Origin of the sequence: Loktanella agnita (assembly GCF_046640325.1) — a bacterium.
Taxonomy (GTDB): domain Bacteria; phylum Pseudomonadota; class Alphaproteobacteria; order Rhodobacterales; family Rhodobacteraceae; genus Yoonia; species Yoonia agnita.
Map to the genome: position 1 here is coordinate 207,556 of NZ_JBJMBF010000007.1, position 14,924 is coordinate 222,479.

The 14,924-nt window shown below is 57.6% G+C and carries 11 protein-coding genes and 2 tRNA genes; 4 read left to right on the top strand and 9 right to left on the bottom strand.

Annotation, left to right across the window (positions count from 1 at the left end; translation table 11 throughout):
* Positions 1–38: 38 nt before the first annotated feature.
* Together ACJ5NV_RS10330 and ACJ5NV_RS10335 are read right to left on the bottom strand one after the other, a co-directional pair.
* Complete coding sequence (locus tag ACJ5NV_RS10330; protein ID WP_411643595.1) at positions 39–1,193, bottom strand: N-acetylmuramoyl-L-alanine amidase; 1,155 nt, start codon at positions 1,191–1,193, stop codon at positions 39–41.
* A complete protein-coding gene (locus ACJ5NV_RS10335; protein ID WP_411643596.1) occupies positions 1,190–2,335 on the bottom strand; it encodes a pyridoxal phosphate-dependent aminotransferase in 1,146 nt (381 codons plus the stop codon). Before ACJ5NV_RS10335 ends, ACJ5NV_RS10330 begins: the two co-directional genes overlap by 4 nt.
* Positions 2,336–2,454: 119 nt before the next feature.
* Here ACJ5NV_RS10335 and ACJ5NV_RS10340 point away from each other — a divergent pair, with 119 nt between their 5' ends.
* Complete coding sequence (locus ACJ5NV_RS10340; protein WP_411643597.1) at positions 2,455–3,198, top strand: DsbA family protein; 744 nt, start codon at positions 2,455–2,457, stop codon at positions 3,196–3,198.
* Positions 3,199–3,279: 81 nt separating this feature from the next.
* Here ACJ5NV_RS10340 and ispG read toward each other — a convergent pair whose 3' ends face one another.
* From ispG to hemA, 3 genes are all read right to left on the bottom strand, one after another.
* The gene (gene ispG, locus ACJ5NV_RS10345; protein ID WP_411643598.1) at positions 3,280–4,404 is read right to left on the bottom strand and encodes a flavodoxin-dependent (E)-4-hydroxy-3-methylbut-2-enyl-diphosphate synthase; all 1,125 of its coding nucleotides are present in this window, start codon (positions 4,402–4,404) and stop codon (positions 3,280–3,282) included.
* A 79-nt stretch (positions 4,405–4,483) separates the two neighbouring features.
* Positions 4,484–5,683 carry a helix-turn-helix domain-containing protein gene (locus tag ACJ5NV_RS10350; RefSeq protein ID WP_411643599.1) on the bottom strand — a complete coding sequence of 400 codons (1,200 nt, stop codon included), beginning with the start codon at positions 5,681–5,683 and terminating at the stop codon, positions 4,484–4,486.
* 116 nt (positions 5,684–5,799) lie between these two features.
* Entirely contained in the window at positions 5,800–7,023 is a 1,224-nt protein-coding gene (gene hemA / locus ACJ5NV_RS10355) for a 5-aminolevulinate synthase (RefSeq protein ID WP_411643600.1), read from the bottom strand.
* 409 nt (positions 7,024–7,432) lie between these two features.
* Here hemA and ACJ5NV_RS10360 point away from each other — a divergent pair, with 409 nt between their 5' ends.
* Together ACJ5NV_RS10360 and ACJ5NV_RS10365 are read left to right on the top strand one after the other, a co-directional pair.
* A complete protein-coding gene (locus ACJ5NV_RS10360; RefSeq protein ID WP_411643601.1) occupies positions 7,433–8,806 on the top strand; it encodes a M20/M25/M40 family metallo-hydrolase in 1,374 nt (457 codons plus the stop codon).
* 180 nt (positions 8,807–8,986) lie between these two features.
* Positions 8,987–11,638, top strand: a complete 2,652-nt coding sequence (locus tag ACJ5NV_RS10365; protein WP_411643602.1) for a S8 family peptidase — start codon at positions 8,987–8,989, stop codon at positions 11,636–11,638.
* Between the two features lie 60 nt (positions 11,639–11,698).
* Here ACJ5NV_RS10365 and ACJ5NV_RS10370 read toward each other — a convergent pair whose 3' ends face one another.
* From ACJ5NV_RS10370 to ACJ5NV_RS10380, 3 genes are all read right to left on the bottom strand, one after another.
* Positions 11,699–12,508, bottom strand: coding sequence for a MauE/DoxX family redox-associated membrane protein (locus ACJ5NV_RS10370; protein WP_411643603.1), 810 nt, complete (start codon positions 12,506–12,508; stop codon positions 11,699–11,701).
* Positions 12,509–12,734: 226 nt separating this feature from the next.
* Positions 12,735–12,811: transfer RNA gene (locus ACJ5NV_RS10375), tRNA-Asp, on the bottom strand.
* 230 nt (positions 12,812–13,041) lie between these two features.
* Positions 13,042–13,118, bottom strand: a tRNA-Asp gene (locus tag ACJ5NV_RS10380).
* A 312-nt stretch (positions 13,119–13,430) separates the two neighbouring features.
* Between ACJ5NV_RS10380 and ACJ5NV_RS10385 the strand changes: the two genes are divergently transcribed.
* On the top strand, positions 13,431–14,234 hold the full coding sequence (locus ACJ5NV_RS10385) for a LytTR family DNA-binding domain-containing protein (RefSeq protein ID WP_411643604.1): 804 nt from the start codon (positions 13,431–13,433) through the stop codon (positions 14,232–14,234).
* A 350-nt stretch (positions 14,235–14,584) separates the two neighbouring features.
* On the opposite strand, the gene ACJ5NV_RS10390 is transcribed toward ACJ5NV_RS10385, so the two are convergent.
* A partial coding sequence (locus ACJ5NV_RS10390) for an IS3 family transposase (protein WP_411643605.1) occupies positions 14,585–14,924 on the bottom strand: 340 nt, incomplete at its 5' end.

The window sequence follows — 14,924 nt, forward strand, 5'->3', positions numbered from 1 at the left end:
GGTGCATCAAGATCGCATTAAGCAGTCACTCTGTACCGTCAGGGCGCATCCTGCGCCGCAAGCGCCCTGATCGCCCCCGCCACAGCCGCCACAAGCGGACCACGCCCTTGGGGCGTAGATAATGTCGCGCGGTCCTGTGCATTCGACAAAAAACCAGCTTCGATCAGCACAGCCGGAAAATCCGCTGCCCCCAGCACAACAAAACGCCCCTGTCGCAAAGGACGCGCGTTTAAACGCACGCCACGATCACGCATCTGTTGCACCAGATCACTGGCAAAGCGCTGCCCCGCCGGTCCGGTCTTCGCCCGCGCCATATCCAACAACACATTGGCGACCCGGTCTTCGGTCCCTTCCAGATCGACACCGGCCAACAAATCGCCCCGCTCATGCCGTTCCACCAAACGCCGCGCCGCACGATCCCCGCCATCACGCGCCAGCGTATAAACCGACGCGCCCTGCGCCAGATCCTTGTCCAGCGCGTCAGCGTGAAGCGAAATAAACAGATCAGCCCCTGCTGCCCGCGCAGTGGTTAACCGCGCGCTGAGCGGTACAAAATTATCGGTATCGCGGGTCAGCTCCACCCGGATGCCCGTCTGGGCCAAAGCGGCAGCAATCTCCTGCGCCAGATCCAGCATGATCTCGGCCTCTTGCACGCCGTCACGGTTTGCGCCGGGATCAATGCCGCCATGGCCGGGATCAAGCACCACGACAAAGGTATCATCCGCAGGTGCGATATCTGGCACCTGACTGACCAACCCCGCCCCACCCGCATCCGGTGGCGGCCCGGCCTTGGCCGCAAATTCCGCGGCAGAGACCCTTTCCAGCACGACAGTCAGATCAGCGCCCGCATCGCTGCTGAACATCCCCGCCTGCGTGACCGCCAGCGGCGCGTCCAGATCAACCACCATGCGCGACCATCCCGGACGCAGCGCGCCGAAACGCAAGCCCGTGGCACGGCCCGGCTCCAACATCTGATCCGGGGCGATATTTGCCCAATCCAACCCTTCAAAATCTAGCACCAACCGGCGCGGCTGATCCAATGTAAAAACGCGATAAGGAACAATATCGCTCAACCCCAGTTCCACCCGCAACGACCACCAGCCATCACGAATAACACTGCGCGCAGGATCAACACGCACCTCGGCCCAGACACCAGAGGCGGCCAATACAAATGCAAGAACCAAACGGATCACGCCCGGCGCGCCTGCATGAAGCGGGCCAGACGGTCCAGCCCCTCGCGGATATCTGACGTGGCGCGGGCATAGGAAAACCGCAGCCAATGTCGCCCGCGCGCCGCATCAAAATCCAGCCCCGGCGTGACCGCAACACCCGCCTCGGCCAATATCTCATCAGCAAAGGCAAGGCTGTCATCGGTGAAGTCAGACACATCCACATAAACGTAAAACGCGCCATCAGGCGGGGCAAAACGGGTCAGCCCCGCCGCGCGCAGCCCATCGATCATCAGCGCACGATTGGCGGCGTAAACCGCTTTGTTCGCCTCCAGCTCTTCGGTGCAGCCCATTGCGTGCAGGGCAAGCAATTGCGACGCATGCGGTGCACAGATGAACATATTCTGGGCCAACCGTTCCACCCGGCGGACATGATCCTGCGGCACCACCATCCAGCCAACACGCCAGCCTGTCATCGAAAAATACTTGGAAAAGGAATTGACCACATAAACGTCATCCGTGACCTGTAAGGCCGATACCGGCTGCGTATCGTAGTCAATGCCGTGATAGATTTCATCCGAAACGAAGGCCGCATCTTTGGCCGCGCAGGCCTGCGCCAACGCGCCTAATGCATCAGCATCCAGCATTGTCCCCGTGGGGTTGGCGGGCGAGGCCACAATCAGCCCGTCCAGATCATGACCCGCGACATCGGCGGGACGCGGTTGAAAGCGATGCGCCAGCGTTGTTGGAACATCCACCGGGTTCAGGCCGACCGCCTTCAGGATTTGGCGATACGATGGGTAGCACGGTGTCCCCAGCCCGACCCGTTCGCCATTGTCGAATAGCGCAGAAAACGCCAACAGAAACGCCCCAGACGCGCCGCTGGTCACAACCACGCGCGCGGGATCGAGATCGACATTATACCATGCACCATAATGCTGTGCGATCTTGGCGCGCAGCGTCGGCAGGCCTAAACCGACGGTATAGCCCAGAGGGTCGGCCAGCGTTTCTGCCAGTTTCGCGCGGGCGGCAGCAGGTGCACCAGTGCCCGGCTGCCCCACTTCCATATGAATGATATGACGACCCGCAGCCTCGGCCTTACGGGCGGCCTCCATCACATCCATCACGATAAACGGGTCGACATCACCCCGGTCTGATTGTCGCATCTGCTGCCTCGTTTCTTGTTGCGCCCTGTTTGCCCCTCACCGGGCTGTGACGTCAATGCACCTTGGCAAGACTGCGCGGATATGGTCTGAGAGAGCGCGTAGCTGATAGGAGCCCGCTCATGACCCTCCGCCACGTTTTACCCGCTGTGATCGCATTGGGAACACCGGCCGCCGCGCTTGACCTCGACGCCATGACAGAGGCTGAACGCACCGCTTTCGGGGCAGAGGTGCGGGCCTATATCCTTGAAAACCCCACCATCATCCGCGAGGCAATTGGCGTTTTACAGGCACGAGAGCAGGCAGAACAGGCCGCCGCTGACACAGCCATGGCGCAGGCCGCGACTGACGCGCTGTTCAATGACGGTTATTCTTTTGTCGGCGGCAATCCGGATGGCGATATCACCATCGTCGAATTTCTGGATTACAGTTGTGGATATTGCAAACGCGCCTTCCCCGAGGTTGAAAGCCTGGTGTCGCAGGACGGTAATATCCGCTTCATCGTCAAGGAGCTTCCGATCCTGGGCGAGCAATCGGTGATTGCTGCACAATTTGCTGTCGCCACCCAAATCGTGATGGGTGATGAAACCTATAAACAAGTGCATGACACGCTGATGGAATTCCGGGGTGACATCAATACACAAAGCCTGACACGGCTGAGCGACACATTGGGTCTGGAGACGCAGGCGATCTTTGCAAAAATGGGCGATGAGGCTGTCACAGATGTGATCAATGCCAACCGCGCATTAGCGCAACAGCTTCAGATCAGTGGCACGCCAACCTTCATCATCGACGACCAGATGTTGCGCGGCTATGTCCCGCTTGCGGATATGGAACAGATCGTCGCGTCACTGCGCGACGATTGATCGCAGGTGGGTTAAAACCCACCTTACGGAAGTTCAATGTTGGGAACAGATGCCGCACCGTAAGGTGGATCTTGATCCACCCTACTCCGCAGCAACATCCGTCTGCGCGTCCAGTGCTGCCGCTTTCTTTTCAACCTCTTCGACGATATGCTCAATCATCCGGGCATTATCCATCTTGTGGCTTTGCTTACCCGCCAGATAGACCATACCTGACCCGGCCCCGCCCCCGGTGAAACCCACATCTGTCATCAGCGCCTCACCCGGACCATTCACCACACAGCCGATGATCGACAGGGACATGGGCGTCTTGATATGCTCCAGCCGTTTCTCCAGAATTTCCACTGTCTTGATCACGTCAAACCCCTGCCGGGCACAGGAGGGGCAGGAAATGATATTCACCCCGCGATGACGTAAGCCCAGTGATTTCAGGATTTCATAGCCGACCTTCACCTCTTCGACCGGATCGGCGGACAGGCTGACACGGATCGTGTCGCCAATCCCCATCCAAAGCAGGTTGCCAAGCCCAATGGCCGATTTGATCGTGCCAGAGGTCAGCCCCCCCGCCTCGGTGATGCCCAGATGGATCGGCGCGTCTGTGATCTCGGCCAGTTGCTGATAGGCGGCAGCCGCCATGAACACATCAGAGGCTTTGCAACTGATCTTGAACTCGTGGAAATCATTGTCCTGCAGGATTTTGATATGATCCATCCCGCTTTCAACCATCGCGTCAGGTGTCGGCTCGCCGTATTTGTCCAGCAAATGCCGCTCCAAAGAACCAGCATTCACCCCGATCCGGATTGAACATTGATGATCACGCGCCGCTTTGATGACCTCGCGCACGCGCTTTTCATCGCCGATATTGCCGGGATTGATGCGCAAACAGGCCGCCCCAGCCTCGGCGGCTTCGATCCCGCGTTTATAGTGGAAATGAATATCCGCCACGATCGGCACCGACACCTCGGGCACGATCTCTTTCAGCGCACGGCTCGACGCCTCATCCGGGACAGAAATCCGGACGATATCCGCCCCAGCCTCGGTCGCCGCATTCACCTGCGCGATTGTCGCCTTCACATCCGTGGTCAGCGTGTTGGTCATCGTCTGCACGGAAATCGGGGCATCACCGCCGACAGGCACAGCGCCAACCATGATCTGGCGGGATTTCCGACGATAAATATTGCGCCATGGACGGATATGGTTGAGGGACATCGAGACCGCTTTCAGCTAGACAGGTATCGCCGCTAACCTAAGCAGCAATCCACCGGGCAGCAAGCACAGCGGAGTGCGATTATTCGTCCGCGACCACTTCGGCAACATTGACGATTTCAGCCAGATCCTGATCGGCGCTCAGATCAGCCAAGGCGTAGCTTTGTGTCAGGCTTTCGGGGGTCAGTTGCACATTTGATGTCACAATCCCGCGATTACCGACCGGGCCGTAATGGGTGCCATTGACCGCGAAATACATCGCGCCGCTTTCGCCGACTCGCAAGGTGGCGGGCTCTTCGGTGGCGGGGACGACAAAGTTTTGGCCCGGTTCCATCACGCCTTCATAGATCACCGTACCATCGGCAGAGCGGACGCGGACCCAAGCCGGGCGTACCGCCACAAGCTGCACTTCGGGCACTTCATCTTCGACAACCTGCACGGTGGCAGCAGTTGCTGCGGGTTCCGCAACCTCGTCGACGGCCACGCGGATCGGTGGCTCGAACTGCTCATCCGGGATGAGGGCGCCGATTGCATGTGGGTTCAGAGTCGAAATCGGCGCATCACGTGCGACCAGCACCGGCACGTCCAGCGCTTGCGGGCGATACAGCCGGTCCAATGCTTCGCGTGAGGGGGCATCGTATCCAGCAAGCGCATCGCTTGCCAATGTGTTGCTGCCAGCCCCGGCCAGCGGATCGACGTCGGTCACGACAACCGGGGTCTGCTCGACCGGTGCGAATTGCACGCGCTGTACTTCTTGCAACACGGTCCAGCCACCATAACCCAACCCGCCGATCAGCGCGACCAGCACCATCAGCGATCCGATGGCGCGCGGTTCGATCTGCGACAAAACCGCTTCTCCCGCCGGAATGAAGGGTGTGGCCGACGCGGAAAAAATATCCTTGCCCAGCGGTGTGGACAAAGGTTCTGCGGATTTGCCCTTGAGCGATGACGCCTCGGCCGACATTCCGTGGGCCGTCGCAAAGCCGCTTTCCGCACAGAAAGCATCAAACGCAACGTCAGGATCCATATTCAGGTAGCGGGCGTAAGAGCGCACGTAACCGGCGATAAAGCCGGGCGTCTCGAATGACGAAGGATCAGCGTTTTCGATTGCGGCGATGTAGGATGCTTTGATCTTGAGCTCGCGCTGCACGTCCAGCAGACTTTTACCCATGGTGGCACGCTCACCGCGCATCAGATCACCAAGTCGCAATTCGAAGTCGTCAAAGCCTTTAGCTTTAACGTCCTCCGCCGCGTGCTCGCGCTTGAAGGTCTTCCCGATCATCGACTGTCCCGTCGTCTACTGCCCCTAAGCCTCCGTGACACTTCGAATCAAAGATGCCTGAACGCCTTTGACTCCAATAACATATCCACAGGTGACATGCATATATTGAAAAACAGTTAACCGGCGAGTTCGGCACGATTTAGCGCACAATGTGACCAAAGACCGTCCAAAGCGCGCACCAACGCATCCATTTCGCGCGGGCCATGCACCGGCGACGGGGTAAAGCGCAGTCGTTCCGTGCCACGGGGCACGGTCGGGAAATTGATCGGCTGCACATAGATGCCAAATTCCGACAACAGCATATCGGACAGTTTCTTTGTGTGTTTGGGATCGCCCACGATCAGCGGCACAATATGGGTGCCGTGATCAATGATCGGCAGGCCCATGCCCTTGAGCCGCAGTTTCAGAATCTTGGCCTGCGTCTGATGCTGTTCGCGCAGCGTTTGATCTGTCTTCAAATGCGCGACACTGGCCGCAGCACCGGCCGCCACAGCAGGTGGAAGCGAAGTCGTAAAGATGAAACCCGGCGCATAAGACCTTATCGCATCACACATTTTTGCGGACGCCGCGATATAGCCGCCCATCACGCCATAAGCTTTGGCCAGCGTTCCATTGATAATGTCAATCCGGCCCATCAGCCCGTCGCGTTCAGCCACACCGCCGCCACGCGGACCATACATACCCACGGCATGTACCTCGTCGATATAGGTCAGCGCGCCGAATTCATCGGCCATATCACAGATCGCTGCGATCGGGGCGAAATCGCCATCCATCGAATAGATCGATTCAAATGCGATCAGCTTTGGAGCCGCCGGATCATCCGCCGCAAGCAGTTCGCGCAAGTGGTCCAGATCATTGTGGCGAAAGATGCGTTTTGCGCCACCGTTGCGGCGTACGCCTTCGATCATCGAGGCGTGATTTAGCGCGTCAGAATAGATGATCAGACCGGGAAAAAGTTTTGGCAATGTGCTGAGCGTCGCATCATTGGCGATATAAGCGCTGGTAAACAGCAGTGCTGATTCTTTGCGGTGTAGATCCGCAAGCTCTGCTTCCAGCTGCTTGTGATAGACCGTTGTCCCGGAAATATTACGTGTTCCACCCGACCCGGCGCCGGTTGCATCAATCGCTTCGTGCATGGCGGCCAGAACCACCGGATGCTGGCCCATACCAAGGTAGTCATTACCACACCAGACAGTGATTGGTTGCTCGGAACCGTCTTCCTGCGTCCATGTGGCGTGCGGATATTGACCGCGCTTCCGCTCGATATCGATAAAGGTTCGATAGCGACCTTCCTCATGCAGACGGTCAATCGCTGTGTCCAGTTGGGTGTCGTAATCCACTGATACATCCTTCTTATTCGCTACAAAGCGCCAGCAATAGCGGTCTTTGAATCGTTCTAAGCCTCATATAGGGCGTATCCTGCAGGAGCAATACGCTACAAACTGTCGCCCCGTCTTAGCGTAACCACATTGAAAAAAACTGATCTAAATCAAACAGTGCTCAAATTTCCGACAACTTACTTTGATTCATTATCCCTATCTCTGAAAATCGCGCAACCCTTGGCGTGTGTGCGGGGCCGCAATGGCGCACGGACCGTGTGTCTTTCACCTTTCGCCACTGCGCCGAAATCATCCGCGGCAGGCGCGAAGCAAGCATGCACGCCACGGCGCGGCGCGTGTCATGCCCCCATTGACCCTGCCGCCAATCCTGCCAGTTTGGCCCCAATCGACCAAACCAAAGGCACATTTCATGTCACTTGACCCCGTACTCGCCTGCATCGACGCTGACCTGCCGCAGGCCACCGACCGTCTGTTGGAGCTGCTGCGCATTCCGTCGATCTCGACCGATCCGGCCTATAAACCCGACTGTGATCGGGCCGCCGACTGGCTGGTGAAGGATTTGCAATCCATCGGCTTCACCGCGTCAAAACGCCCCACCCCGGGCCATCCAATGGTTGTCGCCCATACCGGCGGCGAAGGCCCGCATCTGATGTTTTACGGCCATTATGATGTGCAGCCGGTTGATCCGTTGGAGCTTTGGGATCGTGATCCGTTTGACCCGCAGATCGAGGACACCGCCAAGGGCAAGGTCATTCGCGGGCGCGGATCCTCTGATGACAAGGGCCAGTTGATGACCTTTGTTGAGGCTTGCCGCGCCTGGAAAGAGGTGCATGGCACCCTGCCCGGCAATATCTCGATCTTTTTTGAAGGCGAAGAGGAATCAGGTTCGCCCTCGCTGATCCCCTTCATGAAAGAGAACGCCGCAGAGCTGACCGCCGATATCGCCCTGATCTGCGATACCGGGCTTTATGGTGACAGCACCCCGGCCATCATCACCCAGCTGCGCGGGCTTCTGGGCGAAGAGCTGACCATCACCGGCCCCAGCAAAGACCTGCATTCGGGCATGTATGGCGGCCTGGCGATGAACCCTGCGCGGGTGTTGACCAGCATCATCGCATCCCTGCACGACGCGGATGGGCGGATCACCATTCCTGACTTCTATGATGGTGTGCCAGAGCTGTCGAATGAGCTTGCCGCCGCATGGGACGACCTGAAGTTCGACGAAAAGGCGTTTCTGGGAGAGGTCGGGCTGTCCGACCCCGCCGGTGAAAAAGGCCGCCGCCCGTTGGAAATGCTCTGGTCGCGCCCCACCTGCGAGGTCAACGGGATCTGGTCAGGCTATACCGGCGAGGGCTTCAAGACAGTCCTGCCGTCAGAGGCTCATGCCAAGATCAGTTTCCGTCTTGTCGGTCAGCAGGACCCGCTGAAAATCCGCGAAAATTTTCGTAAGCTGGTGCAGGACATGCTGCCGCCCGATTGCACGGTGGCATTCAAAGATCACGGCGCAGGTCCCGCCGGACAGATGGCAACGACCGATCCCGCCTTTGATCAGGCGCGGCAGGCCCTGTCAGATGAATGGCCCAATGCGGCCGCCTATGTTGGTTGCGGCGGGTCGATCCCGATTGCAGGCTATTTCAAGGACATCTTGGGGATGGATGCCATGCTGATCGGCTTTGGCAAGGATGATGACCAGATCCATTCGCCCAATGAAAAATATGACCTTGAGAGCTTTCACAAAGGCACCCGAAGCTGGGCACGCATTCTGGCGGCGCTGACGTCATAAAGACCGGGCAGTCGGATTTTTCCAGAAGACAGCTAACCGTGACTCAAATTTTGGCGTGATTCGTGTTATGATTGGATTGCGCTAATACACGACAATTTGGGTAACGGATATTTGCAGGCCACGCTCGCCCGGGCGTGGACGGCGCAGCTTTTTTGTCTTTGATTGAAAAGGAAAAATCTCATGGCCAAGTCCCCACACTCCTCTTCCGATAAGCCCGAAGATCTTCAATCGCCGCGTGAACTGATTGTCATGATGGACACCGCCCCGCGCGGTGCACGGTCACTAGCGGAAGAGCCGACGAGCCCGATCGCTGATCTTCTGGCAAGTGCGGGTGCGACGATGGAGCCGCTTTTCGATGCAGATACACGCAGCACAGAAGGCGGTGCTGCGCTTTCTGATGAAAGCGACACAACCTATTACCACGTCACCGCCGCGGACAAGCAGCTTGATAAACTCCGCGATCAGCTAGAACAGCAACCCGGCGTGCAGGCGGCTTATGTAAAACCTCCCGCAGAGGTCCCCGCCCTGGCCGAGGCCGAAGCAAAGGCTGAACCAGATCTTGCCCCACTCAACGACATGTCTCCGGATGCAAGCGATGCGCCCGCCGTTACGCCAAATTATCAGGCGCGGCAAATCTACCTCAATCCCGCACCAGCAGGCGTCGATGCCTATTACGCTTGGAAATTCCCCGGCGGGCGCGGCAACGGGATCAACGTGATTGACCTTGAATGGGGCTGGCAGTTTACCCATGAAGATCTGACCGCCAAGCTAATCGCGGGTACCAACAGCAGCAGCACCAATCACGGCACCGCCGTGCTGGGCGAAATCCGTGGCGATGCGAACGGTTTTGGCGTTACAGGGATTGCACCGAATTGCCGCACAGGTGCAGTGGCGTTTTCAATGCCGACCGCAACCGCGATCCGCAAGGCCGCTGACAACCTCAAGGCTGGCGATATCATGCTACTGGAAATTCACCGCGCCGGCCCGCGTCACAAATTCAAGGGACGCAGTGACCAGAAAGGCTATATCGCGGTTGAATGGTGGCCGGATGATTTTGCCGCGATCCGCTATGCGACAAATAAAGGGATCGTGGTGGTTGAAGCCGCCGGGAACGGTGCCGAGAATTTCGATGATGCGCTTTATGACATCCCCGGTCCTGGCTTTCCGGCCAGTTGGCGCAACCCGTTTAACCCGGCGAACCAAAGCTCACGCGCTGTTGTGGTGGGCGCTGGCGCGCCACCTCCGGGGACCCATGGGCGCAACCATGGTCCGGACCGGTCGCGGCTTGGTTTTTCCAACTACGGTGCCCGTCTCGACTGCCAAGGCTGGGGACGCGAGGTGACGACAACCGGCTATGGCGACCTGCAGGGCGGCAACCAAAACCGCTGGTACACGGATAAATTCAGCGGCACATCCAGTGCATCGCCGATCATAACGGGTGCATTGGCCTGCGTGAACGGCGCGCTGCGGTCAAATGGCCAGCCGATGCTCAGCCCGCTCAGCGCGATCAGCCTGCTGCGCAGCACCGGCACCCCGCAAACTGACGCGCCGGGCCGTCCCAGATCGCAGCGGATTGGACGCCGTCCAGACCTTAAGCAGATGCTGAACCGCGTCATCAAACCGCGCGACCGTTACACAGGCGTCTGGCGGGCCGGGAACGACAAACATTATCTGTGGGTCAATGCATCTTGGTCTAACTTTCTTGCCAAGTGGAAACAGCTCGCGCCGAAGGGGCTGCGGCTAACAGATTTTGAAATCTCCAAGCGAGGGTCAGGCTATGTCTATTCCGGTGTCTGGCGGCAGGGCAACGATCCCTACTACCTTTGGGTCAACGCCACATGGTCCAGTTTTGTCGGCAAATGGCAGCAGCTGGCGCAGCAAGGTTTGCGGCTGATTGACATCGAAATCAAAGAGATCGGCGGCCAGCAACGGTATTCCGGTGTCTGGCGTGGTGGACGTGACCCGTATTACCTCTGGGTCAATGCCAGCTGGTCCAGCTTTGTCAGCAAGTGGCAGCAATTGTCGGCGCTGAATATGCGACTGGTCGATATCGAAATCCGCAAAATCGGCAATGACTATCGTTATACTGGTGTTTGGCGGCAAGGTACCGGTGCGCATTATCTTTGGGTCAACGCAACTTGGTCGAGTTTTATCACCAAATGGCAGCAGCTTGCCCGCCAGAACCTGCGCCTTACCAAGATTGTGCGTACGAATATCAATGGCGTATGGCGGTACTCGGGCATCTGGCGTCCGGGCAATGATAGCTATTACCTGTGGGTGAACGCATCATGGCCCAGCTTTGTGGAGAAGTGGCAAGAACTGTCGCGCAAAGGTTTGCGGCTGGTTGATTTCGAGCTTGCGCTTGAAGGTGATTCCGCGCCCGTCGCACCACCGGCAAGCGGGGACGCTTTGGCGATGATCCTGGACAGTGACACGGATGATGACGGCTTCGGCGGCGGCGATTTTGCTGCGGAAACATTGTCAGTCGCAGGTGTCGATATCCCGGCACCAAGATCGCCCGGCCAAGGTGGTGGTGACTACGGGCAAGGGTTCCAAGTTGCTTCGGCGCAACCTGCCGCTCAAACTACTGGCGCGGCAGAGACCACAGATGGCGAAGGCTATGGCGGCGGTGTGCTCCCGAGTGAGCAGACCGAAGATACCGACACGGCGTCTTCGCGCGGCACGACAGCGCTTGATGCGGCCGAGTCCGATGATGGATCGGGCTATGGTGGTGGTGGCAGCGGCGGCTCAGAAGACGAAGAAGAAACGCGGTCGGACCCCTTGGCGGCGAATGAAGACGGCCAAGGATTTGGTGGCGGTTCTTTCGCTTAATTCTACATGACCGTAACCAGACCGGGCCCGCGCGGGCCCGGTTTTTTTGGGGCCGCAGCTTTATCCCGTCAGGAACGCGCCAAGCATCCAAAGTGCCATGCCAACCATGACGAGGTTTTCTGTCAGCGACACAAATCCCAACGGCACCTGTGACCCGCCGCCGACACAGGCGCAGGTCAATGCGCGCTTCTCGATATAGACAGCCTTGATTACGCTGATCGCGCCGATGGCCCCGATCATAAGCGCCACAGGGGCGACAAGCCAGATCAGCGCACTGCCCTGCCCGATCAGAGCCAGCATGCCCACACCTGCGTAAAGCTCTAGAAACGGGTAGGCATAGCCGTAGGGCACCCAGCGGCGCGCCAACAGGTCGTAGCCCAGAAAGCTGTTCACAAAGCCGTCCACATCGCGCAGTTTTTGCACGGCCAGCAGAACCATCGACATGGCAAACATGATTTTCAGACCCGCAAACAGCCCGTGGCTAGCCGCAAAATTCACCAACACCGCCAAGGCAATCAGCGCCGCGGCGGCGTAGATCGCAATAACCGGCTGGTAGCTGGTCTCGCCCTCCTGTCGCACAGTATAACCAAAATGCGTTTTCAACGCTTCAAAACCGCCGATGCGCTTGCCGTTAATGAAGGTCTGCGGCGTCGTCTTTACGTCGTGCTTTGCCACAAACGCATCGACCTCTTCACGAGAGGTCAGCAAGTTATCATCAATTTCATAGCCTTTCAGGCGCAATAAGGCGCGTGATTTCAGACCGAATGGGCACAGATGCCCCGGCATATCCATACGGTAAAGCGATGCTGTCTTGCCCGCAGCTGTGCTGTGCGCGGCGGCGGTCTCTGGGTTGTCAGTGGCTATTGTCATGACTGTTACCTTTCGGGTGTCGCATTGCATGCGACCTGCAAAGGCACAACAAGACTGGCGGGCGACCGTTCCACATCAGGCGGTCGCGCCGACGATGCCGGTCTGGCATCCACAGCGGGCCATTCTATCCCAATGGTCAGCAGCAGCGCGACATCTGAAAAACAGCAAACCGCTTGTTTGCTATCAGGCGCAAACAGTGCAGCATCATTTATATAAGAAAGGTAAGTGGCGCGGTTGACGGGGCTCGAACCCGCGACCCCCGGCGTGACAGGCCGGTACTCTAACCAGCTGAGCTACAACCGCGCGTGTTGGGCGGGATAGTCCGGGTTTGCACCCTCGTCAACGGCTAATCGTGCCCGCGCCGCATCTTTCTTGGGCACCTCTATCCCAAAGCGCAGAGTTCGATAGAAAATGCAGTACAAAAAGCGCCCTGCCCGTCCGTATAGCCGGGACGTACCCCTAAGGAATCCCGAACACACCAAGCCGCAGCACAGCTGTGAAAAACATATTCTTTAACTTTCAGAAAAATACAGTGGCGCGGTTGACGGGGCTCGAACCCGCGACCCCCGGCGTGACAGGCCGGTACTCTAACCAGCTGAGCTACAACCGCGCATCTGCATGTTCCTTGCGGAACTTCGGCGCTTTTAAGAGCGGATACCGTCGGGGTCAAGCCACCAATTTGCATCGGCTGAAAAAGAAAAAGCGCTTGCAACATCTTGCAAGCGCTTTGATTGTGTCGGGCAAGGAAATACTTGCTAAAAGGAAACCAACACTGCTTCCTCACCCGTGACTTATACAGCCGATTTTTCACCGTCACCAGACTATGCGATGCTTCCCGGCCACGCATAATCGAAACTCTTAACTAGGTCAGTTCTTGACACGAACAACGTACATTCCAAAAGCCCTATGTCACGAAGTGCCCATGTATGACATGTTTGGCATGAAGTTTACGTTGGGTATTTCACGATACGTGAAAATGCTAACCACCCCACAGGGCTTGGTTTTTCTCGTGCTGGGCGTGTTTCTACTTTTCATAACGGACCCAAACTATCTGCGCGACACACTTGGCCCGGTGGCCGGCATGACGGTGTGGGCCGCATCTGCGTTATGCTATCTCACCGCGATATTTCTAAGTCTCTGCTTGCATTCATTCCTGATGACCAAGTTTGGACCTTACCCAATCTACGCACCACTGAATTCCGCGGTGGTTCTTTTGCTGGTTTACATAATCATGCAGACTGTGATTGACCACTTTACGGGTGGAGCCTACCACAATGGTATTTACCCGCTATTCTTCAATATTCTTGCGGCGATCCTGATCATCGAAGCGATGTTTTTGCGTTTCGTCATGTTCGTGATCGCGCCAGTCCCGGGCGAGGAAGAGCCTGTCGCGACCGGTCTATCAGGCATCGTGACCATCGGTGACCGGCGCTTTCCAGTCGCGAAAATCCAGCATATTCTGTCACAGGAACATTATCTGCAGGTCACGTTAAGCAACGATACACTCGTGCTGCGCGCCCGACTAAGCGATGCCATAGAACAGACGGTTGAGTCTGACGGGGTCCAGCCTCACCGATCATGGTGGGTCAGCGCCGTCGCTGAGCCCCGCCTTTCAAAATCCGACGGGCGGCAGGTGCTCAGGCTTAGCGATGGAACCGAGGTACCCATCGCCAAAGCACGTCTCTCAGCCGTACAGCAATGGCTGGACCTGTACAGTCATTGGTAACTGGCCGCTATGGGGGTAAGTGTGGACCACACCCAACATCGTGTGCGCTATGGACCCCTTTTCCCACTCTGAACAATGGGCTCGCCCCGACCTGCGGATAGGCAGATCAGTACAATGATACGGTAGGTGTATGCCTATAATCAGCAAGGCGTTGCCGCATAGTGTCAAAATCGGCGGAGCCCCCGCTGTTTAGATGACGGCGATGCTTTTCTTTCAGACAATACTGATCGCGTGCTTTCTTTATACAGATTGTCCGTCGTCAGAGGTTTTGGGTCCAATGTCGGCTTAGACTAAGAGAGAATTTGGTTCATCTGGACCTGTCACGCTTTAGTGCCGCCCCAGATGCTCGTTTAAGCCACCTTTCGTTCGAAGGCGACAGGGCTTTTCCAGCCCAGAGCTGAGTGGCGACGGCGCGGATTGTAGAAGCCGTTTATGTATTCGAAGATCGCCATCTCAGCTTGCCGCCGTGTTTCCCATGATCGCCGCCAGATTAGCTCGGCCTTGATGGTTTTGAAGAAGGTCTCGACTGCTGCATTGTCATAACAATTGCCCTTCCCAGACATCGACACCTTAAACCTATGTTGGCGCAGGATCTTCTGATAGTCGTGAGAACAGTATTGGCTGCCGCGATCCGTGTGGTGAATGCAGCCCTTGGGCGGTGTCCTGAATGCGATGGCCATGTTCAGCGCC